The sequence below is a fragment of the Corynebacterium sp. LK10 genome (assembly GCF_008042455.1).
Taxonomy (GTDB): domain Bacteria; phylum Actinomycetota; class Actinomycetes; order Mycobacteriales; family Mycobacteriaceae; genus Corynebacterium; species Corynebacterium jeikeium_D.
In genome coordinates, this window is record NZ_NOVT01000020.1 from 41,954 (window position 1) to 64,520 (window position 22,567).

The following is a 22,567-nucleotide window of genomic DNA, read 5'->3' on the forward strand; positions in this document are numbered from 1 at the left end:
GTGAAAGGGGCGCAGGACAGCCGGAGGCGGTGGCCTGCAGATACCCCTCAAATCAATCTTTTGGTGGCTGATGTTTCCACGACTGCGATTGACCTAATAGGATAGGCAATCGTGAATCCTGCTGATCTTGCTGTACTAGTCCGAAAAGTCACCGTCGAGGTTTTGACTGCCCACGATGCCGATGTCTCTATCGTGCCGGAAAACCCGACCGTCGAGCGTCCGCGTAACCCTGAGCACGGCGACTACGCAACCAATATCGCCATGCAGCTGGGCAAGCGCGTCGGCATGGTGCCGCGTGACTTGGCAACTGAAATTGCCACAGCGCTCGGCGCTTCTGAGGGCATCGATGAAGCAACCATCGCAGGCCCGGGCTTTATTAACATCCGCCTGGCCTCCGATGCCCAGGGCAAGATCGTCGAGGACGTCCTGGCAGCGGGGGAGAAGTGGGGCCATGCCGACTTCAACTCCAACCTCGACGTGAACCTGGAGTTTGTCTCCGCAAATCCGACCGGGCCGATTCACCTGGGTGGTACTCGCTGGGCAGCAGTCGGTGACGCTCTCGGTCGTGTCCTGTCTGCCACCGGTGCCAAGGTCACCCGCGAGTACTACTTCAATGACCACGGTCGCCAGATTGACCGCTTCTCCGACTCCTTGGTTGCAGCCGCTCGCAACGAGCCGACTCCGGAAGATGGCTACGGCGGAGAGTACATCCAGGACATCGCCGCTGCTGTGCTGGAGAAGAACCCGCAGGCACTCGAGGGCTCTGAGGAAGAGGTCCAGGAGCACTTCCGCGCCATCGGCGTGGACATGATGTTCGAGCACATCAAGAAGTCTCTGCACGAGTTCGGCACCGATTTCGACGTTTACTTCCACGAAAACTCGCTGTTCGAGTCCGGTCAGGTGGAAGCAGCTGTCAATTCCCTGAAGGAAAACGGCAAGCTCTACGAAGCTGACGGCGCATGGTGGCTGAAGTCCACCGATTACGGTGACGACAAGGACCGCGTGGTCATCAAGTCCGACGGCGACGCAGCCTACATCGCAGGTGACATCGCCTACGTTAAGAACAAGTTCGACCGCGGCCACAACCTGTGCATCTACATGCTGGGTGCCGATCACCACGGCTACATCGCACGTCTGCGCGCGGCCGCTGCAGCGCTCGGCTACAACGCCGATGGCGTCGAGGTGCTCATCGGTCAGATGGTCAACTTGCTTCGCGACGGCAAGGCTGTCCGGATGTCCAAGCGTGCGGGCACAGTGGTCACCTTGGACGACCTGGTTGAGGCAATCGGCGTCGATGCTGCTCGCTACTCGCTAATCCGTTCCTCCGTGGACTCCAGCCTGGATATCGACCTGGGGCTGTGGGCTTCGCAGTCCAGCGACAACCCGGTCTACTACGTCCAGTACGGTCACGCTCGTCTGTGCTCAATCGGTCGCCGTGCCGAAGAGGCCGGTGTGACCAGCGAAGGCGCTGACTTCTCCCTGCTGGTAGAGGACCGCGAAGGTGAGCTCATCCGCACTATCGGTGAGTTCCCGGCCATCATCAAGTCTGCTGCTGACCTGCGGGAACCACACCGCATTGCCCGTTACGCTGAGCAGCTTGCCGGTGTCTTCCACCGCTTCTACGACACCTGCCAGATCCTGCCAAAGGCAGACGAAGAGGTATCCGAGCTACACCGTGCTCGTCTCGGCCTGGCTGAGGCTACCCGCCAGACGCTGGCCAATGCTCTGCAGCTGCTCGGTGTTACTGCACCTGAGCGCATGTAGTCGAACGCGCCCGTAAAACTACACCCCGTTGCTCCGCCCGGGTAACGGAGAAAGAGAGCTGTTTCGTGCCTATCGACGGCAATGGTTTCGAACTGGGTGGCTACACCCGACCCGACTCCACCCAATTTAATGAACTACCAGCGCATGTCTGGCCAACTACCGCCCGTCGTCGGAGCGCTGACGAAGAGAATCCCGGCTCGGTGGAAATTGGTGGCGTGAGCCTGGTCGACATTGCCAAGGAGTTTGGCACTCCGGTTTTTGTCGTCGATGAGCAGGACTTCCGCTCTCGCTGCCGCTCGATGGCCAAGGCCTTCCGCGGCGCGGAGAATGTCCACTACGCATCCAAGGCTTTCCTGTCGAAGACCATTGCCCGCTGGGTAATGGAGGAGGGGCTGCATCTCGATGTCGCCTCGGGCAACGAGATGGCTATCGCTCTGGCGGCGGGTTTCCCAGCCAAGGACATGACCTTCCACGGCAACAACAAGTCCACCGCTGAGCTGCGTGATGCTATCTCCGCTGGCGTGGGCAAGATTGTGCTTGACTCCCGTTCGGAGCTGCGTCGCCTGTCCCAGGTGGCGGCTGAAGCAGGCGTGGTGCAGGACGTGCTCGTTCGCGTGAAGCCCGGTGTGGAAGCGCACACCCACGAGTTCATTGCTACTGCGCATGAAGATCAGAAGTTCGGCTTTTCCCTCGCGTCCGGTTCGGCGCTGGAAGCTGCCAACCTCGTAGAAGAGGACGACAATCTGCGCCTGGTTGGTCTGCACTGCCACATCGGCTCCCAGATTGTCGATTCCGACGGTTTCATTCTCGCCGCCGAGCGCGTGTTCTCACTGGTGGAAAAGCTGGTCGAACGCCACGGCACTGAAATCTCGGAACACTTCAACACCCTCGACCTCGGTGGCGGTTTCGGAATCGCCTACACCGCAGGCGAGCAGCCCCTCGACGTTGCTCCGCTTGCCGACGAGATCCTCACTGCCGTAGACAAGCTTGCGCAGCGTATCGGCATTGCGACTCCGACAGTGGCTGTTGAACCAGGTCGTGCCATCGTTGGCCCGTCCATGGTCACGGTGTACGAAGTGGGCACTTTGAAGGATGTGACCATCGATGACGGCATGACCCGTCGTTACGTATCGGTCGATGGCGGCATGAGCGACAATATTCGTCCGGCGCTTTACGGCTCGAACTATGATGGTCGCGTTGTTAATCGCGAGGTGTCCGGTTCCAGGATTCCCACCCGCGTCGTCGGAAAGCACTGTGAATCGGGAGACATTCTGATTAACGATGCGAACTACCCGAACGACATTGTCGAGGGTGATCTGTTCGCGCTCGCTGCTACTGGGGCATACTGTTACGCAATGGCCAGCCGCTACAACATGCTGACGCGACCACCAGTAGTGTCGGTATGCGATGGTCAAGTGACCCAAATATTAAGACGAGAAACCGTACAAGACTTACTAAGCCTGGAGTGTGAAACGCCACGATGACTGCCGCAACGAATAATCCTGGAAAGGGCGAGGGCCACAAAGTTGGTGTCGCTATTTTAGGTCTTGGCACAGTCGGTACTGAGGTTTACCGCCTGCTCAACGAGAAGGCTGAGGACTTCGAGCGCCGCATCGGCGGACCGGTCGAGGTCGTTGGTATTGCTGTGAGCGACAAGACCAAGCCGCGTCCGAATGTGGATCAGGATCTTCTTACCGACGATGCTTTTTCGCTGGTTCAGCGCGATGACGTTGACCTGGTAGTCGAGGTCATCGGCGGCATTGATTACCCACGTCGCGTTGTGCTGGAGGCACTGCGTGCCGGCAAGTCGGTCGTGACCGCCAACAAGGCACTCGTCGCCGCTCACGGCGAGGAGCTCTCTGAGGCTGCCGATTCCTCGGGTGTCGACCTTTTCTTCGAGGCAGCTGTGGCTGCAGCTATCCCGGTCGTCGGGCCGCTGCGCCGTTCGCTGGCCGGTGACACTGTCAATAAGGTCATGGGTATTGTCAACGGCACTACCAACTTCATCCTTGATGCGATGGACTCCACTGGTGCGGACTACGACGAGATGCTGGCAGAGGCCACCCGCCTGGGTTACGCCGAGGCCGACCCGACTGCAGACGTCGAGGGCCACGATGCCGCTTCCAAGGCAGCTATTCTGGCCAGCCTGGCATTCCACACCCGCGTGACTGCTGATGATGTTCACTGCGAGGGTATTACCGAGATCACCGCTGACGACATCGCAGCCGCCAAGAGCGCAGACTGCACCATTAAGCTGCTGGCTACCTGTGAGCGGGTTACGGACGAAAATGGCAAGGAGTCCATTTCCGCCCGCGTGTACCCAGCGCTGATTCCACGTCGTCACCCGCTGGCAACTGTGCGTGAGTCTTTCAACGCTGTCTTCATTGAGGCCGAGGCCGCTGGTCGCCTGATGTTCTACGGCAACGGCGCTGGTGGTAATCCGACCGCCTCCGCAGTGCTCGGTGACCTCGTTGCAGCTGCTCGCAACATTGTCCACGGTGGTCGCGCACCGGGAGATTCCACCTACGCTAACCTGCCGATTCTCGACTTCGGTGACGTTCGCACCCGCTACCACATCGACCTGCACGTCGACGATCGCGTCGGAGTGCTTGCCGATGTCGCTCGTACCTTCTCTGATCACAACATCTCCCTGCGCACCGTCCGCCAGGAAGAGGGCGCCAACGGCGCTCGCCTGGTCATCGTGACCCACAAGGCACTGGAGAAGGATTTGGAAGCAACGGTCGATGAATTGCGCGCCAACGACGCGGTTTTGGCCGTCAACAACGTCATTCGTATCGAAGGAATGGATATCTAAATGGCACAGGAGCTTTTCCCGGGTCAGAAGGTCACCGTCACGGTTGCAGGTTCGTCAGCGAACTTGGGCCCGGGCTTCGACACCCTGGGGTTGGCAGTTGCGCTCTACGACATCGTCGAGGTCGAGGTCATCGAGTCCGGTGTCGTCGTTGAAATTCACGGCGAGGGCGAAGTCGACCTGCCGCGCAACGAATCTAATCTGGTTTTGCGCGCGATTCGCGCGGGCCTTCGCGCCGCAGGAGTCGAGGCACCGGGGCTGAAGGTTATTTGCCACAACACCATTCCGCAGTCGCGCGGTCTAGGCTCTTCCGCAGCCGCCGCCGTTGCTGGTGTCGCTGCCGCTAACGGTCTGGCGGGCTTCCCGCTTACCGACGACCAGGTAATCCAAGAATCCTCGGTATTCGAAGGCCACCCGGATAACGCTGGCGCATCCGTTCTCGGCGGGGCAGTGGTCAGCTGGACTGACAAGCCTGTCGATGGTCGCACCGCACCTCAGTACCGAGCAGTGAGCATTCCGGTGCATGAGTCCATTCAGGCGACCGCACTCGTACCGGCATTCCACGCCTCCACGAATGCAGTCCGTCAGGTGCTGCCGAGCGATGTTTCGCATGTCGACGCTCGTTTCAATGTCTCCCGTACTGCGGTTATGACCGCAGCGCTGCAGTCCCACCCGGAACTGCTGTGGGAGGGAACGCGAGATCGCCTGCACCAGCCGTACCGCTCCGACGTGCTGCCGGTGACCGCAGAGTGGGTCAACCGCCTGCGCAACCGTGGCTACGCGGCATTCCTCTCGGGTGCTGGTCCGACCTGTATGGTTCTGGGAACTACTGCAGTAGATGAGAAGATCTTGGACGATGCCCGCGAGGCTGGCATCAAGGTCATGGAGCTGGGAATCGGTGAGCCGGTTAAGGTCGTGGTCGACGGCTAAGCCGCAGCTGCGGCCAGGTGCCGGGCCAGTGGCTTAGCCTGCTACCTACTTTTCGCCCGGCCCCTTCAGTTTCACGATGCTGTACTGACCTGCGCTCAAGTGCGAGCGCAGGTCTTTCTTGTCGAACTTGCCCACTGAGGTCTTATCGATTGAGTCCACGAAGGCCCAGTACTCCGGCAGCATCCACTTTGGCAGCTTTGGTCGCAGTTCATCGCGGAGCATTTCAGCGGTCTCCTTGCTCTGTTCAACTTCCGGCATCAGCACCGTAATGGCCAGTGGGCGCTCACCCCACTTTTTATCTGGCATGCCGATAATCGCGCACTCGAGTACCTGTGGGCTTTCCATTACGAAGTTTTCCAGCTGAGCGGAGTAGATCCACTCACCACCGGAACGAATGACATCGCGAGCACGGTCATGAATAGTCAGGTAGCCGTCGTGAGTAATCGAGCCGACATCGCCAGTGCGGAGCCACCCGTCCTCGGTGAACTGTTCGCTAGCCTCGTCGACCTCCGCACCGCGGAAGAAGTGCGCGGTGCCTCCATCTTGAGCCTCCGGAGAGCTGTAGTAGCCTCCGGTGACCGTGTTGCCGCGCACCTGCAGCTCACCCTGGTTGCGGTCATGCAGGTCGAGTACGCGGTCGTTGTCATCAACAATGCGGAACTGCATGATGTCCGGGAAACGCCCTTGGCTGACACGGTAGCGTTCGCGGGCCTCACCGGAGGCGCCGTACGGAGGTCGTGCCACGGTACCGATAGGCGAAGTCTCGGTCATGCCCCAGAAGTGGATGACATCGACACCGTAGCGCTCTTCCCATAGCCGAATCAATGCAGGTGGGACAGGGGAACCGCCCGAGAAAATCTCCTGCAGACTCATGCGCTTCGGAGGATTGCTGAGGTAGTGCGCCATGAGGTTAATCCACAGCGTCGGCACGCCCTGAGCTACGCGCGGCATTGAGGTTTCGATGATTTCTGCCAGACGCGGTGCGGACAGGTCCGCGCCGGGGAAGATTAGCGACGCCCCGCACATGAAGGAGGCCAGCGGCACGCCCCAGGACAGGACGTGATAAATGGGCACACAGCAAAGCCACGGGTTTCCATGCGAGATGGCAAAGGAGTCAGTGGTGCGCATATTCAGGCTGTGCAAGTACAGCGAACGGTGGCTGTAGACGACACCTTTAGGTGCGCCCTCGGTGCCCGTCGAATAGCACATGGCTGCACCGGAGTTTTCATCGAGCTCAGGCCAGTCGAAGCGGCTGGGGCGTCCGTCGATGAGTGATTCGTAGGAGTACCACGGGATACCATCCGGCAGTTGCTCAGCCACGTCGGACAGATCACCGATACCGATAATGATGACAGCGCGGACGCGCGGGCAGTGCGGAAGAACCTCGGCGAGCAGTTCGATCTCGGTCGGGTCCGCGATGATGACCTGGTCATCGGCGTGATTGATAATGTGCACAATCTGATCCGGCATGAGCTGCTTGTTCAGCGGCTGGAATACCGCGCCCATGGAGGTGACGCCGAGGAAGACCTCGAAGTGTTCGGTGCAGTTGTACATCAGGGTAGCGATGCGCTGATCCCCGTCGATGCCGAGCTCATCGCGAAGTGCATGTGCCAGCGCACTAGCGCGCGCGGCGATGGCGGAAAAAGTGGTGGTCTCAGGTCCGTCACTGTTCCAGGAGGTCACCGGAGTCCGACCGTGAATGGTGCGACCGTATTCCACAATCTGAGCGATATTGAGAGGAATATGAGGCATCGTACTGCGCATGAGCTCTACAGTACCGACTCGCAGCCCCGCGACCTAGCGAAACGCAGGTGAGAACTAGTGTTGCTACCTGACTATTTGGTGACTATCCTTGAGCAATAGGTCGTTTTCAATACGCGGCTAGATACGTACTTCTTCTTGTACTCCGCTTGCCGTTGACCTTCGCAGTTGTTCACACAACGCGATGGCGCAACGTGACATTGAAAACACATAAATCAGTAGTGCGACTACATAGTCTTGCGGTGCTGTGGACCTAAAATTTCCTAACCATCTTCAGCCCGGACGCTCGGGTTTGAGATGCGGAAATAATGTAGGCAAGATGCCTCGGTTTAGTTTCAACGTCGAGGTCTTTTGCCTGGCTTTTTCGATAATTTCCCGTCAGCTGCGGCTACTTTTCCGCACGTGGTAAAGGTTCGACGACGGAGCACACGCGGTGGCGGGCAGTAAGAGCGAAAAAGTGTCAATGACATAGCCCCCTGTAGAGAGTGACTGCAGGGAAGGTCGATGAAAGGACATCCGTGACCGATACGGACACCACTGCCACGGCAGGCGGCCCAGAGAATCTTGCGGCCCTCCGAATGGCAGAACTGCGTGAAATCGCTTCCAGCAAGGGCATTCGCGGCATCTCCGCCATGCGCAAGCATGAGCTGATTGAGGCCATTAAGAATGGTGCCCCGGCTGCTGGTTCCGCTCCCGCTCGGAAATCCCGCGCGAAGAAGGCTGTGGCTGGGGCTGCGGATACCGGCTCCAAGGCGAAGGATGCCAAGGAATCGCCGTCGGAAAGCGCGGATAAGGGTTTTAGTAAGAGCGCCGACAAGAGCGACAAGGGCAACGACAAGCGTGACGACGCCAACGCGGATGGCCGCGAGGAGATGTCCCGTTCTCAGCAGCGTCGAAATCGTCGTAACCGTGCTCGTCAGCGCGAGCAGGAGAATCAGGACGATCGCAGCAACGATAGCCGCGATGATTCCGATAACGGCAACGACCGCAGTGAGCGTAACGACAATCGCAACGATCGTAATGATCGTAATGACCGCGGTGATCGCAACGACCGTAATAACCGCAACGATCGCAACAACCACGATCGAGACAACGACGATGAAGGCCGCGGCAACCGCAACAACCGCCGCGGTCGCAACAACAATCGCAATAACGACCGCAATAACCATGACGATGACGGTCGTGGCAACCGTAACCGCCGCAACCGTCGCAATCGCCGCGACCGTCGCGGACGCGATAACAACGGTGGGGGACACGGCGGTCAGGACGAGATCCGCGAGGATGACGTTCTCCAGCCGGTGGCTGGCATCGTCGATGTGCTAGATAACAAGACCGCATTCGTGCGCACGTCCGGATACCTGCCGGGCTCTAACGATGTGCTGGTGTCCGCGCAAATGGTTCGTAAGTACGGCCTGCGCAAGGGCGACGCCGTCACTGGTCAGGTCCGCATGCCGCGTGAGAATGGCTCGGGCCAGGTCACTCATGGCAACGGCCGTAATCGCCGCAAGTACAACCCGCTGGTCAAGGTCGAAACTGTAAACGGCATCGATCCGGAGCAGGCAAAGCAGCGGCCGAACTTCGCTAAGCTCACCCCGCTGTACCCGAACCGTCGCCTGCGTCTGGAGACCGAGCAGAAGATCCTCACCACTCGCGTCATCGACCTGATTATGCCGATTGGTAAGGGTCAGCGTGCGCTCATCGTTTCGCCGCCGAAGGCCGGTAAGACCACGATCCTGCAGAACATCGCGAACGCTATCGCGACGAACAACCCCGAGTGCTACATGATGGTCGTGCTTGTCGACGAGCGCCCGGAGGAAGTCACCGACATGCAGCGCAGTGTCCGTGGCGAGGTTATTGCTTCTACCTTCGACCGCCCGCCGTCAGATCACACGGCAGTGGCCGAGTTGGCTATTGAGCGTGCAAAGCGTCTGGTGGAACAGGGGCAGGACGTCGTCGTACTGCTGGACTCCATTACCCGCCTTGGCCGTGCGTACAACAACTCTTCGCCGGCATCGGGACGAATCCTCTCCGGTGGTGTGGACTCCAACGCTCTGTACCCACCGAAGCGCTTCTTGGGTGCTGCCCGAAACATCGAGGAAGGCGGCAGCCTCACCATCATCGCCACTGCGATGGTGGAGACCGGTTCCGCAGGCGACACCGTCATCTTCGAGGAGTTCAAGGGCACCGGTAACGCCGAGCTGAAGCTCGACCGTAAAATCTCCGAGCGCCGCGTGTTCCCGGCAGTGGATGTCAACCCGTCGGGTACTCGTAAGGATGAGCTGCTGCTCAGCACGGAGGAGGCTCGCATTATGCACAAGCTGCGCCGCATCCTCTCCGCGCTGGAGTCGCAGGCTGCTATTGACCTGTTGATTAAGCAGCTGAAGAAGACCCGGAACAATAAGGAATTCCTGATGCAGGTGGCTTCTTCTGCACCAATGGCCGCCGACGTTGATGTGGACGACATGCTTTAGCTGGGGTTAGCCGCAAACCACAGCACCACTCAGCATTTCACCCATCACAATCTGAAGGAATATTCAATGGCTAATCAGGTTTCCGCAGTTGACGACATCCTCTCCGAATACCACGGGCTTGAGGCGCAGCTGGCAGACCCCGAGCTGCACAACGACCCGAAGGCTGCCCGTAAGGTCGGCAAGCGCTTCAATGAGTTGCAGCCGGTCATTCAGACTCACAAGAAGTTGACTGAGGTCCAGGATGACCTGGAGGCAGCTCGCGAGATGGCATACGAGGACTCCGAATTCGCAGCTGAGGCTGAGCGTCTCGCTGCCGAGGCAGAGGAACTCGAGGAAAAGCTCGCCGACCTGCTGGCTCCGCGCGATCCGCACGACAGCGATGACATCGTTATGGAGCTCAAGTCCGGTGCCGGCGGTGAGGAGGCAGCGCTCTTCGCAGGTGAGCTCGCTCGCATGTACCAGCGCTATGCAGAAAAGCACGGCTTTACCACCGAGATTCTCGGTCTGTCCGAGTCTGATCTCGGCGGCGTGAAGGACATGACTATGTCCATCCGAGCCAAGACTCCGTCCCGCGACGGTGCGTGGAGCGTGTTCAAGTTTGAAGGTGGTGTCCACCGCGTGCAGCGCGTGCCGGTTACCGAATCTCAGGGCCGTATTCAAACGTCCGCCGCTGGTGTGCTGGTCTACCCGGAGCCCGACGAGGTCGAAGACATCCAGATTGATGAAAAGGATCTGCGTGTCGACGTCTACCGCTCCTCCGGTAAGGGCGGTCAGGGTGTTAACACCACTGACTCCGCCGTTCGCCTGACGCACCTTCCGACTGGTCTCGTTGTTACCTGTCAGAAGGAACGCTCGCAGATTCAGAACAAGGCCCGCGCTATGCAGGTCCTTGCTGCTCGACTGCAGCAGATGAAGGAGGAGGAGATCGCCGAGGCCGCCTCTGACCAGCGTAAGTCTCAGGTGCGCAACATGGATCGCTCCGAGCGCATCCGCACTTACAACTTCCCGGAGAACCGCGTTTCCGATCACCGCATCGGTTACAAGGCTCACAACCTGGACTCGGTGCTGGGCGGCGACATGGATGACCTGCTCAAGGCCCTCCACGACGCGGAGCGCGCTGAGCGTCTTGAAGCCGAGTAGCCCCACGCCCGCAGAAAATAGCTCGCCGACGTTACCGGATTCCGTCCGTACTCTCGGCGAGCTGTTTCGCTATGCGCGTCGCACGCTTGACGACGCGGCGCTGGCTTCTCCGGATGCCGACGCGCGGGCGCTATTTGCAGCCGCAGTCAATGCGGGACCGGCAGACATCATCTTCCGCGGAGACGAACCGTACACCGATGAGGCCGGTCGCAAGCATTTGGCAGAGATGCTGGCCCGCAGAGTGGCTCGTGAGCCACTGCAGCACATCATCGGTACAGCGCCGATGATGAGCCTGGAACTACAGGTCGGGCCCGGTGTTTTTGTACCCCGGCCGGAGACGGAACTGCTCGCGCAGTGGGCAATCGATCGAGCCCGTGAACTGGTCGCAAGTGGCGTCGTCAAGCCGAAAATCGTTGACTTGTGTACTGGATCCGGTGCGTTGGCGTTGGCGATCGCCGATGCCGTACCCGAAGCGGACGTGGTGGCTGTGGAGCTCTCTGAGCGGGCACGGGCGTGGGCTGCGAAGAATATCGAGACGTACGGCGATGGGCGTGTGCGTCTGATTGCTGGCGATGTCACGGATGTTCAGCTGATTGATGATGGCGCTGAGCTCGCCGAATGGGTAGGCGAGACCGACATTGTTGTGTCCAACCCTCCATATGTGCCCGAAGACACCGAAGTTGACCCCGAAGTGAGAGCTGATCCGCACTCTGCGGTCTTCGGCGGCGACGATGGGCTAGATGTCATTCGACCTATGATGAACCTAGTGGATGCGCTGGTGCGGCCGGGTGGAGTCATCGGCATCGAGCACGATGACTCTTCAGGAGACGATGTCAGTTCACTGCTAAAGGACACCTGGGATTACGCTGATGTAGAGGTCCACCGTGACTTTGCGGGCCGTGACCGTTTTACGGTGGGACGCAAAAATTGATCTTAAAAGCAAACTTTGAAGCAGGAGCACAAATCTGATGAGCAGGATTATGGACTGCAGCACAGATGAAAACCGCGAACGCGCAATTGCAGCAGCAGTAGATGCAGTGAAGGCAGGACGGCTGGTCGTTATGCCTACCGATACCGTCTACGGCCTTGGCTGCGATGCCTTTGATAACCAGGCCGTTGCCTCCTTGCTGCGTGCCAAGCACCGCGGCCCGGATATGCCGGTACCGGTGCTCGTGGGTTCCTGGAACACGATTGAGGGGCTCGTCCGCGAATACTCGCCAGCTGCTCGCACGCTGGTGGAGGCTTTCTGGCCGGGCGGACTGTCGCTGGTTGTGAACCAGGCGCCGAGCTTGCCGTGGAACCTTGGTGATACCGCGGGTACGGTCATGCTGCGCATGCCGCTGCACCCAATTGCTATCGAGATTCTGCGCCGCACCGGTCCGATGGCCGTGTCCAGTGCGAACATCTCCGGCCAGGCACCGGCCACCAATGCCGTGCGTGCCAAGCAGATGTTGGGTGGGGAAGCGGCTGTCTACGTCGACGGCGGCGAAGCCACGATTGGCACCCCATCGACGATTGTCGATATCTCGACTCCAGTGCCGCGGATTCTGCGCGAAGGCGCTGTGTCAGCAGCGGCGGTTGCCGAGGTTTTGAGTACTACGCCCGAGCGACTGCTGGGGCAGTAGTCTTGTCTACCTAAGGCTTTTCCTGTTTAGTATCTGCAGCGATTGTGTGGGTGAGTAGTACCTAGTGGCGGACATGAGCTTATTGGCAGCCCAGTCGGGTGGGGCAGGTGTGCCCATCCGCGAGCTCGCCATGCTCGTTTTAGTTTCCGCTGCTGTCAGTTATTTGCTCACTGGAGTGGTGCGTTATGTGCTGGTCCGCTCGGGCTGGTTGGATGCGCCCCGCACGCGCGATGTCCACGATATTCCGAAGCCCAGGCTCGGAGGCGTGGCGATGTACTCCGGGGTGGTCGCAGCTATCGCCCTTGCCTCGGTGATGCCGGCTCTCAACCGTGGTTTTCCGCCCATGACTCCAGATATGAGGGCAGTTGTGGCGGCCGCGTCGCTCTTGCTAATCGTCGGTATTTGGGATGACCTCTTTGACTTAGATGCCCTCACGAAGTTGGTGGGGCAGGTCGCGGCGGCACTTTTGATGTCATTTATGGGCGTCAATTGGTATCTGCTCTATATCCCGTTCAGTGGCGGCGCCACGCTCATTCTCGATCCAATCATGTCCACAGTCTTGACTGTCCTATTTACTGTGGCATTGATTAACGCCTTCAACTTTGTTGACGGCATCGATGGTCTCGCAGCTGGACTCGGCATGATCGCCGCAGCTGCAATCCTTGTCTATTCGATGGTCATGCTTCACGACCAAGGCGGAACCGTGTCTGCCTATCCACCCGCGATGATTTCCGCGTGCCTCCTCGGCGCTTGCCTGGGCTTCTTGCCGCACAACTTCGAGCCCGCACGCATTTTCATGGGCGATTCCGGTGCCATGATGATCGGCTTGCTGCTCGCAGCGGCATCGGTGTCGGCGTCGGGACGCATCGCGCCCTCCATGTACGGCACCGCTGACGTCATCGCTCTAATCTCGCCGGTTGTGGTCGTCATCGCAGCAATTAGCGTGCCAATGCTCGACTTGCTGCTTGCTGTCGTTCGCCGCGTCAGCCAGGGCAAGTCACCCTTCTCACCCGACAAAATGCATATTCACCACCGCCTCCTGTCGATGGGACACAGTCATCGCCGCGTGGTGCTAGTGCTTTACCTATGGGTGTCGGTCGTCGCGTACGCCGCCGTTGTCACCACCATTTTCCCCTTTGAATTCGTCGCTCTCACCTTCGGGGTCCTGCTTATCATCGCAGTTGTCTTCACCCTCCGTCGTCGCAATGCGCTTGCCGACGACCGTTCAAGGGGAGCGCGTCCCAGAAGTGGAAGTGGGGTCCGGCAGGTTATAAGACGTCGACGTGGACGCAGAAGGTACAATCTTCGACCGTGACTGAAAAAACAACTCCGGAGCCCGAGTCTAAATACGACGATTCGCGGCGACCGCTGCTGGCTGCTGCTCGCTCGGGCGCAATCGCGCTCGCTGTGATTACCGTGCTTTCGCTGCTGGTCTGGGGTGGCAAAAACGGTATGCCCGGTGTCTGGGGCGTACTCCTTGGAGCGGGCATTAGCGGAAGCTTCGTATTGCTTACCGTTCTAGGCATCCTCTTTACTGCTCGAACTTCGCCGTCCGTCACGCTTGCCGTTGTACTGGGTGGTTGGTTGTTGAAGATTGTCGTACTAATCGGTGTCCTGGTTGTTATTAGAAATCTTGAGTTTTATGACAACATGACTTTCTTCGTCACTGTTGTACTCACTCTGATGGTGACACTCGGTGCAGAAGTGTGGGGAATGTCGCAATCTAACCTCACTTATGTGCAACCAATGAAGGACGAATAGCTCGTTAATAACTTGTTGACCTGCTGAGAGGCTGCAATATGCTTCTAAAACCGCAGGTAATAAGCATATTGTCCAGTTTGTGCAGAAGATGCCACAAATAGAGGCCGAAACCCACAGAGGGGGTCGGCCTCTTTGTTGGATTCGGGGTCGGAAACGCGGGGGTGTACCGGGTGGGGAAAATGAGTCAGAACTGTTATCCTGAGTTTCGGGTAAGACGGCCTGTAGCGAAATAACTATCATTTCCACAGGTACGGTCCCCGTGAGCGCCGTGCTGATGAGCGAATGGAATCCGCGGCGCGACACGTTAAATGACGTCCTTCGCACCGCTTGACAATAGTTCTAGCGGCCCAATCACGGGAGAGAACGCTGAGCGTTACAACACTTGCCGAGATGCGGGGTGAGTTTCACTCACCCAACTTGCAGGAGGAGTATTTCCCGGGTGAACAATTTGGCGACTTCATTTTAGGTGACAGTGGCGACTGGTACGCCATGGACCGCCTGATGATTGTTCGTCTTTTGATGGCCGTGATCGTCGCCGTGTTCTTCGTCGTCGCAATGCGTCGTCCGAAGCTCGTGCCGACTGGTCTGCAGAACGTTGCGGAGTTGATGCTGGACTTCGTCCGCATCCACATCGCGGAGGAGATTCTGGGTAAGAAGGAGGGGCGTCGTTTCCTTCCGGTTCTGGCCACCATCTTCTTCCTTGTTATCTCGATGAATATTGCGGCTATTATTCCTGGCCTCAATATTTCGCCGAACGCCCGAATCGGTATGCCACTGGTTCTGGCCCTGTTCGCATACGTTGCCTTCATTTACGCGGGCTCGAAGAAGATGGGCTTCTTCAAGTTTGTGAAGTCGGCAGTCGTTATTCCGAACTTGCCACCGGTACTCCACCTCATCGTGGTGCCGATCGAGATTTTCTCCAACTTCGTTCTCCGCCCAGTTACGCTGACCATCCGTCTGATGGCCAACATGCTGGCGGGCCACATGGTTCTAGTCCTGCTTTTCGGTGCCACGAACTTCTTCTTCTGGCAGCTGAATGGTTGGACCGCCCTGTCCGGGTTGACCCTTGTCGCTGCGGTAGCATTCACGCTGTTCGAGATGCTGGTGATTTTCCTGCAGGCATACATCTTTGCCCTGCTGAGCGCCGTCTACATCGAACTGTCGCTGCACGCAGACGAGCACTAACCCATAACTAATGAGGCCGCAACTTCGGCAACAAGGCCTCGCAAATTTAATAGCAAGACCCACTTGACCCACAAAAGCCCCGGGCCTACTTAGAACAATCTTTAATCCGGGGCCATCCTTTAAGAAAGGGAACGGTTCATAATGAACGACGTCATCCTCTCCGCCCAGGACGCTGTCCAGGCTGTCGACACCAACGCTGGCCTGAAGACCATCGGTTACGGTCTGTCCACCCTGGGCCCGGGCCTCGGTATCGGTATCGTCGCCGGCAAGACCGTTGAGGGTATGGCACGCCAGCCTGAGATGGCCGGCCAGCTGCGTACCACCATGTTCCTGGGTATCGCCTTCACTGAGGCTCTCGCCCTGATCGGCCTGGTCGCAGGCTTCGTTTTCTAAGTCCGGACCTTCAAGCGGAGAACACGTAAACCATGACAGATTTCACCTTTTTGCTAGCGGCGGGTGACCTCCCGATGGGAGAGTCCATTAACCCGCTGCTGCCAAAGACCTATGACATCGTCTGGTCCGTTGTCCCGCTGGTAGTTATCCTGGTTCTCTTCTGGAAGCTCGTTCTTCCGAAGTTCCAGGAGGTCCTGACCGAGCGGGAGGACCGGATTGAGGGCGGCATTGAACGCGCTGAAGCTGCACAGGCTGAAGCCAAGGCCGCTCTGGAAAAGTACAACAGTCAGCTCGCAGAGGCCCGTACTGAAGCAGCAAAGATTCGCGACGAAGCCCGTGCACAGGGTCAGCGCATCATTGCAGACGCTACGACCAAGGCTAATGACGAGAGCGCACGAATCATCGAGTCCGGTGAGAAGCAGCTCGCTGCCCAGCGTGAGCAGGTAGTCGCAGAGCTGCGCAAGGAAATGGGCCAGAACTCCATCAATCTCGCTGAGCGCCTTCTGGGCGAGCAGCTTTCCGACGACGTTCGTAACTCGTCGACGATTGACAACTTCTTGTCCAACCTTGACACCGTGGCCCCGGCCGGAAAGTAGGCGACATGCACGCAGCAAGCCGCGAATCCCTGGCAGCCCTTAGCCAGCGACTGGACGCCGCTATCGGTGGCGACAATGTCGCTGTTGCTCAGGCTGCTCAGACTGGTTCCGAGCTTTTCGACATCGTCGAGGTCCTGGACTCCGACCGCGGCCTGCGTGTCGCTGTCGCCGACACCTCGGCGACTGCGGAACAGCGTTCCGGCCTTGTCCGGAGCCTGTTCGCGGGCAAGGTATCTGAGACGACTCTTAACCTCGTCGTGGATGCTGCCGCGCAGGTATGGTCCACCCCGCGTGAAATGCGTGAGGGTTTGGTAGAGCTGGGCCGTCGAGCCCTCCTTCGCTCTGCCGAAGGCCAGGGACAGCTTGAGACTGTTGAGTCTGAGCTGTTCCAACTGGGACACATCCTGGCTGAGCAGTCGCAGCTTGAACAGCTGCTGGCCGACAAGGCCGCAACCCCCGAAGCCAAGCGTGGGCTCCTCGCCTCTGTGCTGTACGGCAAGGTCACTTCCGTGACCGAAACCCTCGCACTGCAGGCTGTTGGCCGCCCATCCAAGCGCCCCGCGGACGACATTGACTCCCTGTCCCGGCTAGCCGCCGGCCTGCGGAACCACGTCGTCGCTCGCGTGACCAGTGCCACGGCCGTCTCTGACGAGCAAGAGCGAGCACTGGCGGACAAGCTCGGCCGAGTCTACGGCAAGGCGATGTCCATCCACACCGTGATCGATAAGTCGATTCTCGGTGGACTGGTCATCCGGGTTGGCGACGAGGTCATCGACGGTAGCCTTTCAACAAAGCTTGAGAAGCTGCGCGTCGGCCTCGGCTGACGGATGGTTTAGACGATTAATCACTGGAAGAATATTACCGAGAGCAGGAAGAACATGGCGGAGCTGACGATCTCCTCCGACGAGATCCGTAGCGCGATTGCGAACTACACCTCGAGCTACTCCCCGGAGGCCTCCCGCGAGGAGGTTGGCGTTGTTATCAGTGCAGCTGATGGTATCGCCCAGGTTTCGGGAATGCCGTCGGTCATGACGAATGAGCTTCTGGAGTTCCCGGGCGGCGTTATTGGCGTCGCTCAGAACCTCGACACCGACAAGGTCGGCGTTGTGGTGCTGGGTAACTTCGAGTCGCTTAAAGAGGGTGACGAGGTAAAGCGGACGGGTGACGTCCTTTCGATTCCGGTCGGGGACAAGTTCCTCGGTCGCGTAATTAACCCCCTGGGCCAGCCGATTGACGGCCTGGGCGACATTGAGGCTGAAGAGGACCGCGTCCTCGAGCTGCAGGCACCGACCGTGCTGCAGCGTCAGCCGGTTGAAGAGCCGATGGCTACTGGTATTAAGGCCATCGACGCAATGACCCCAATTGGTCGTGGTCAGCGTCAGCTGATCATTGGTGACCGTAAGACCGGTAAGACCGCGGTCTGCCTGGACACCATTTTGAACCAGAAGGCTAACTGGGAGTCCGGTGACCCGAGCAAGCAGGTGCGATGCATCTACGTTGCTATCGGTCAGAAGGGCTCCACCATTGCTGGTGTGCGCCAGACTCTCGAGGAGCAGGGCGCACTCGAGTACACCACCATCGTTGCTGCCCCGGCGTCGGATGCCGCAGGCTTCAAGTGGCTTGCACCATTCGCAGGCGCCGCACTGGGTCAGCACTGGATGTACCAGGGCAAGCACGTCCTGGTCATTTACGATGATCTGACTAAGCAGGCAGAGGCATACCGTGCCATCTCGCTGCTGCTGCGTCGCCCGCCGGGACGCGAAGCTTACCCGGGTGACGTCTTCTACCTCCACTCCCGTCTGCTGGAGCGTGCTGCGAAGCTCTCCGACGACATGGGTGCAGGCTCGCTGACCGCACTGCCGATCATCGAGACCAAGGCAAACGACGTGTCGGCCTTCATTCCGACCAACGTCATTTCCATTACCGACGGCCAGGTCTTCCTCGAGTCCGACCTGTTCAACCAGGGTGTCCGCCCGGCTATTAACGTCGGTGTGTCGGTTTCCCGTGTTGGTGGTGCCGCACAGACCAAGGGCATGAAGAAGGTTTCCGGTAACCTGCGTCTGGACCTCGCGTCCTACCGCGACCTGGAAGCATTCGCAATGTTCGCATCCGACCTGGACGATGCCTCCAAGCGTCAGCTGGAGCGCGGTCAGCGTCTGGTTGAGCTGCTGAAGCAGAAGGAAAACCACCCGCAGCCGGTCGAGTACCAGATGACCTCCATCTACCTCGCTGGCGAGGGCGAATTTGACGATGTCCCGGTTGAGGACGTCCGTCGCTTCGAGGCCGAGCTGCTTGAGCACCTGCAGGACACTCAGCCTGCAGTCTTCGAGCAGATTGACGGCGGCGTCGCCTTCTCTGACGAGTCCAAGGCTGCTCTGAAGTCCGCTACCGCTAACTTCAAGAAGTCCTTCCAGACTTCTGAGGGCGCACCGCTGGCTTCCGAGGCTCCGGTCGAGGCACTCGACGAGGGCGAGCTCAAGAAGCAGCAGATTACGGTCTCCCGCAAGACTGCCCAGAACTAGGCAGGTTGAGCTACTCAATGACCGTTTTCGCAATTGAAGGGAGGGAATAGGACATGGCGAATCTTCGTGAACTTCGAGCCCGAATCAAGTCGGTGAACTCGACCAAGAAGATCACCAAGGCCCAGGAGCTTATCGCAACCTCGCGCATTACTAAGGCGCAGCGTCGCGTAGCAGACTCCCAGCCGTACGCCGACGAAATCGAGAAGGTCATCGGACGTCTCGCATCGGCTTCGTCGTTGGATCACCCGATGCTCGTAAAGCGTGAGGGTAACCAGCGTGTTGCAGTCCTGGTTGTCACCAGTGACCGCGGCATGTGTGGCGGCTACAACCACAACGTCCTGAAGAAGGCTGCAGAACTGCGTACCGCTCTGGAAGAGCAGGGGCATGAGGTCGTTCTCTACGTGACTGGCCGTAAGGGCACCGACTACTACGACTTCCGTGGTGTCGAGCTCGCCGGTACGTGGGAGGGCTTCTCCCAGGATCCGGACTACGCCGCAACCCACGACGTGCGTCGTCACCTCATTGATGGTTTCAACGCTACGGCCGAGGGCACTGCCAAGTACCGCGAAGGCCTGCGTGGCACCAACGGCGAGGCCGTTCAGGGCTTCGACCAGGTCCACGTTGTCTACACGGAATTCGTGTCCATGCTTTCTCAGATTCCGCGTGCACACCAGATGCTCCCGATTGAGCCTGTGTACGAGGATGTCGAGATTGCTCAGGGCGAGGACATGCTGTCCGATGGATCAGATGACCTCAAGCCGGACTATGAATTCGAGCCTGATGCAGACACCCTGTTGGCAGAGCTTCTGCCGCAGTACGTGTCCCGCACTCTGTTCGCAGTGATGCTCGAGGCCGCTGCCTCTGAGTCCGCTGCCCGTCGTAACGCTATGAAGTCCGCGACGGACAACGCTACCGAGCTGGTCAAGGACCTCTCGCGTGTTGCTAACCAGGCACGTCAGGCACAGATTACCCAGGAAATCACAGAAATCGTCGGTGGCGCCGGTGCGCTCGACGACAGCGGAGAAAGTGACTAGATATGAGCACAGCTCTAAGTGAGCAGAACACCACCACGGCTGTGGGCCGTGTTGTGCGTGTCATCGGTGCCGTCGTCGACGTGGAGTTCCCGCGTAACGAACTGCCGGCACTTTACAACGCGCTGACCGTGGAAGTTACCCTTCCTTCGGTCGCCAAGACCATTGTCCTCGAGACTGCACAGCACCTCGGTGACAACATGGTTCGTACCATTGCTATGGCTCCGACCGACGGCCTGGTCCGCGGTGCAGAGGTCAAGGACACCGGTAAGCCGATTTCGGTTCCGGTTGGTGACGTCGTCAAGGGTCACGTCTTTAACGCAATGGGCGACTGCCTGGATGAGCCGGGCCTGGGTCGCGATGGTGAGCAGTGGGGCATCCACCGTGAGCCGCCGGCCTTCGACCAGCTCGAGGGCAAGACCGAGATTCTGGAAACCGGTATTAAGGTCATCGACCTGCTGACCCCGTACGTTAAGGGCGGCAAGATTGGTCTGTTCGGTGGTGCCGGTGTCGGTAAGACCGTTCTGATCCAGGAGATGATTACTCGTATTGCACGCGAGTTCTCCGGTACTTCGGTCTTCGCCGGTGTTGGTGAGCGTACCCGTGAGGGCACCGACCTCTTCCTGGAAATGGAAGAGATGGGCGTTCTCCAGGACACCGCCCTCGTCTTCGGCCAGATGGACGAGCCTCCGGGAGTCCGTATGCGCGTCGCGCTGTCGGGTCTGACCATGGCAGAGTACTTCCGCGATGTTCAGCACCAGGACGTGCTGCTCTTCATTGACAACATCTTCCGTTTCACCCAGGCCGGTTCTGAGGTTTCGACCCTGCTGGGTCGTATGCCTTCCGCCGTGGGTTACCAGCCGACCCTGGCTGACGAGATGGGTGTTCTGCAGGAGCGCATTACGTCCACCAAGGGCCGTTCGATTACCTCTCTGCAGGCCGTCTACGTGCCTGCCGATGACTACACCGACCCGGCTCCGGCAACGACCTTCGCCCACCTCGATGCAACCACCGAGCTCGACCGCTCGATTGCATCGAAGGGTATTTACCCGGCAGTGAACCCGCTGACTTCGACTTCTCGTATCCTCGAGCCGTCGATCGTCGGTGAGGAGCACTACCGCGTTGCTCAGCAGGTTATTAACATCCTGCAGAAGAACAAGGAACTCCAGGACATCATCGCCATCCTCGGTATGGACGAGCTGTCTGAGGAGGACAAGGTGACCGTGCAGCGTGCACGTCGTATCCAGCGATTCTTGGGTCAGAACTTCTTCGTTGCTGAGAAGTTCACGGGTCTGCCTGGTTCGTACGTCCCGCTGAAGGACACCATCGTTGCCTTCGACCGCATCTGCAAGGGCGACTTCGACAACTACCCGGAGATGGCCTTCGACGGCCTGGGTGGCCTCGACGATGTCGAGAAGAAGTACGCTGAAATGCAGAAGAAGTAAGGGGCATCCTCATGGCTGAAATCACCGCTGAACTGGTTGCCGTTGAGCGACCGCTCTGGAAGGGCAAGGCCACTTTGGTCTCTGCTCAGACCACCGAGGGTGAGATCGGCGTGCTGCCCGGACACCAGCCGTTGCTTGGCCAGCTGGTCAACAACGGTACGGTGACCATCAAGACCGCAGACGGCAAGGTTCTTGTCGCTTCGGTACAGGGTGGGTTCATTTCCGTGTCTACCTCGAAGGTTTCGATCCTCGCGGATAAGGCAGTCTGGGCTGACGAGGTTAACCTCTCCGAGGCCGAGTCCAACCTGACTTCGGATGACCCTGCAGTAAAGGCACAGGCTGAGTCGGAGGTCCGCGCGGCTCGTCGCGCTTCCACCAACTAGTCTTTTCGCCTGAACATCCGGTCGCACGACCGTATTCTTCCTGCTTCTTTAAACGGGGCGGGGAGCTCGCAAGAGAAATCTTGCCAGCTTCCCGCCCCGTTTTTCTTAGTTATTTTTCATGTCAGTGCAACAATCGGGTAGGGTTTGTAAAAAGCCTCTAAAGCGCTTTTGAACCAAGGTTCGTCGTCTATTCACCCGGATGCGAGGCTGGCAGATAGTGTTTTCAAGCGTAACCATGATGTCAATCATGTTCATGATTATCGGTGCGATGTTGATCGTCGGCGGGGTCCTTGCCCTGTGGCGTTTCGCCAGCCTGCATGCAAAAGGTACTCCTGTTATTGCTCGTCGCCTTCCTGCAGGTGATGGCAGTCATTGGCGCCATGGTGTCATTGTTTATTCCGAGTCGACGTTGAAGATGTACAAGCTACGTTCGCTGCGTCCTGGCTGTGATGCCGAATTTGCCCGTCACGATGTCACTATTGTGGATCGCCGAGATCCGACTGACATCGAGGCGGGTTTTTTCGCGCCCGGGCTTCGGGTAGTCAGGATTAAAACGGGGAAAAATACCGAATGGGAGTTTGCCGTGGACTCGTCCTCGGACACTGCGCTGGTGGCGTGGGTGGAGTCGAAGCCGTCGTCACGCCAGACTCGTGAGTTTCCTACAGACATTGAGCGCCGTTTCCGTTCGGCTTATAACCGTGGCCGAGGAAGTCAGTACTAGTCTCTTACGACAGGCTATTGCTAAGGC

General features: G+C 58.9%; 20 protein-coding genes. 19 read left to right on the forward strand and 1 reads right to left on the reverse strand.

Annotated features, from left to right (window positions below):
* Positions 1 to 111 precede the first annotated feature (111 nt).
* The 4 genes from argS to thrB all read left to right on the forward strand — a co-directional run bounded on the left by argS (position 112) and on the right by thrB (position 5,506).
* Complete coding sequence (gene argS / locus CHU70_RS08195; RefSeq protein WP_069358828.1) at positions 112 to 1,764, forward strand: arginine--tRNA ligase; 1,653 nt, start codon at positions 112 to 114, stop codon at positions 1,762 to 1,764.
* Positions 1,765 to 1,829: 65 nt separating this feature from the next.
* Positions 1,830 to 3,248, forward strand: a complete 1,419-nt coding sequence (gene lysA, locus CHU70_RS08200; RefSeq protein WP_069358827.1) for a diaminopimelate decarboxylase — start codon at positions 1,830 to 1,832, stop codon at positions 3,246 to 3,248.
* On the forward strand, positions 3,245 to 4,579 hold the full coding sequence (locus tag CHU70_RS08205; protein ID WP_016422448.1) for a homoserine dehydrogenase: 1,335 nt from the start codon (positions 3,245 to 3,247) through the stop codon (positions 4,577 to 4,579). Before lysA ends, CHU70_RS08205 begins: the two co-directional genes overlap by 4 nt.
* Positions 4,580 to 5,506: a homoserine kinase gene (thrB, locus tag CHU70_RS08210; RefSeq protein WP_049190091.1), complete on the forward strand. Its 927-nt coding sequence runs from the start codon at positions 4,580 to 4,582 to the stop codon at positions 5,504 to 5,506.
* Between the two features lie 45 nt (positions 5,507 to 5,551).
* Here thrB and CHU70_RS08215 read toward each other — a convergent pair whose 3' ends face one another.
* Positions 5,552 to 7,270, reverse strand: coding sequence for a long-chain fatty-acid--CoA ligase (locus tag CHU70_RS08215; protein ID WP_147719098.1), 1,719 nt, complete (start codon positions 7,268 to 7,270; stop codon positions 5,552 to 5,554).
* A 515-nt stretch (positions 7,271 to 7,785) separates the two neighbouring features.
* Here CHU70_RS08215 and rho point away from each other — a divergent pair.
* The 15 genes from rho (at position 7,786) to CHU70_RS08290 (ending at position 22,540) form a co-directional block, all read left to right on the forward strand.
* Positions 7,786 to 9,738 carry a transcription termination factor Rho gene (rho, locus tag CHU70_RS08220; RefSeq protein ID WP_147719097.1) on the forward strand — a complete coding sequence of 651 codons (1,953 nt, stop codon included), beginning with the start codon at positions 7,786 to 7,788 and terminating at the stop codon, positions 9,736 to 9,738.
* Between the two features lie 66 nt (positions 9,739 to 9,804).
* On the forward strand, positions 9,805 to 10,878 hold the full coding sequence (prfA, locus tag CHU70_RS08225; RefSeq protein WP_005509382.1) for a peptide chain release factor 1: 1,074 nt from the start codon (positions 9,805 to 9,807) through the stop codon (positions 10,876 to 10,878).
* Positions 10,865 to 11,809 carry a peptide chain release factor N(5)-glutamine methyltransferase gene (gene prmC, locus CHU70_RS08230; protein ID WP_147719096.1) on the forward strand — a complete coding sequence of 315 codons (945 nt, stop codon included), beginning with the start codon at positions 10,865 to 10,867 and terminating at the stop codon, positions 11,807 to 11,809. Before prfA ends, prmC begins: the two co-directional genes overlap by 14 nt.
* Positions 11,810 to 11,846: 37 nt before the next feature.
* Positions 11,847 to 12,503 (forward strand): L-threonylcarbamoyladenylate synthase, encoded by a 657-nt coding sequence (locus CHU70_RS08235; protein ID WP_005509411.1) that lies wholly within the window; start codon positions 11,847 to 11,849, stop codon positions 12,501 to 12,503.
* A gap of 82 nt (positions 12,504 to 12,585) precedes the next feature.
* A complete protein-coding gene (locus CHU70_RS08240; protein ID WP_242451384.1) occupies positions 12,586 to 13,818 on the forward strand; it encodes a glycosyltransferase family 4 protein in 1,233 nt (410 codons plus the stop codon).
* Entirely contained in the window at positions 13,815 to 14,264 is a 450-nt protein-coding gene (locus tag CHU70_RS08245; protein ID WP_005509564.1) for a hypothetical protein, read from the forward strand. Before CHU70_RS08240 ends, CHU70_RS08245 begins: the two co-directional genes overlap by 4 nt.
* Positions 14,265 to 14,654: 390 nt before the next feature.
* On the forward strand, positions 14,655 to 15,449 hold the full coding sequence (atpB, locus tag CHU70_RS08250) for a F0F1 ATP synthase subunit A (protein ID WP_147719094.1): 795 nt from the start codon (positions 14,655 to 14,657) through the stop codon (positions 15,447 to 15,449).
* Between the two features lie 141 nt (positions 15,450 to 15,590).
* On the forward strand, positions 15,591 to 15,842 hold the full coding sequence (locus CHU70_RS08255; protein WP_016422456.1) for an ATP synthase F0 subunit C: 252 nt from the start codon (positions 15,591 to 15,593) through the stop codon (positions 15,840 to 15,842).
* Between the two features lie 32 nt (positions 15,843 to 15,874).
* On the forward strand, positions 15,875 to 16,438 hold the full coding sequence (locus CHU70_RS08260) for a F0F1 ATP synthase subunit B (RefSeq protein ID WP_005509352.1): 564 nt from the start codon (positions 15,875 to 15,877) through the stop codon (positions 16,436 to 16,438).
* Positions 16,439 to 16,443: 5 nt separating this feature from the next.
* Entirely contained in the window at positions 16,444 to 17,262 is an 819-nt protein-coding gene (locus CHU70_RS08265; protein ID WP_048735245.1) for a F0F1 ATP synthase subunit delta, read from the forward strand.
* 54 nt (positions 17,263 to 17,316) lie between these two features.
* A complete protein-coding gene (gene atpA, locus CHU70_RS08270) occupies positions 17,317 to 18,960 on the forward strand; it encodes a F0F1 ATP synthase subunit alpha (RefSeq protein WP_005509387.1) in 1,644 nt (547 codons plus the stop codon).
* A 53-nt stretch (positions 18,961 to 19,013) separates the two neighbouring features.
* Complete coding sequence (locus CHU70_RS08275) at positions 19,014 to 19,994, forward strand: F0F1 ATP synthase subunit gamma (protein WP_005509705.1); 981 nt, start codon at positions 19,014 to 19,016, stop codon at positions 19,992 to 19,994.
* Between the two features lie 2 nt (positions 19,995 to 19,996).
* Positions 19,997 to 21,436, forward strand: a complete 1,440-nt coding sequence (atpD, locus tag CHU70_RS08280) for a F0F1 ATP synthase subunit beta (protein ID WP_005509621.1) — start codon at positions 19,997 to 19,999, stop codon at positions 21,434 to 21,436.
* An 11-nt stretch (positions 21,437 to 21,447) separates the two neighbouring features.
* Complete coding sequence (locus CHU70_RS08285) at positions 21,448 to 21,819, forward strand: F0F1 ATP synthase subunit epsilon (RefSeq protein ID WP_049172054.1); 372 nt, start codon at positions 21,448 to 21,450, stop codon at positions 21,817 to 21,819.
* 217 nt (positions 21,820 to 22,036) lie between these two features.
* A complete protein-coding gene (locus tag CHU70_RS08290) occupies positions 22,037 to 22,540 on the forward strand; it encodes a DUF2550 domain-containing protein (protein WP_016422460.1) in 504 nt (167 codons plus the stop codon).
* Positions 22,541 to 22,567: the final 27 nt, after the last annotated feature.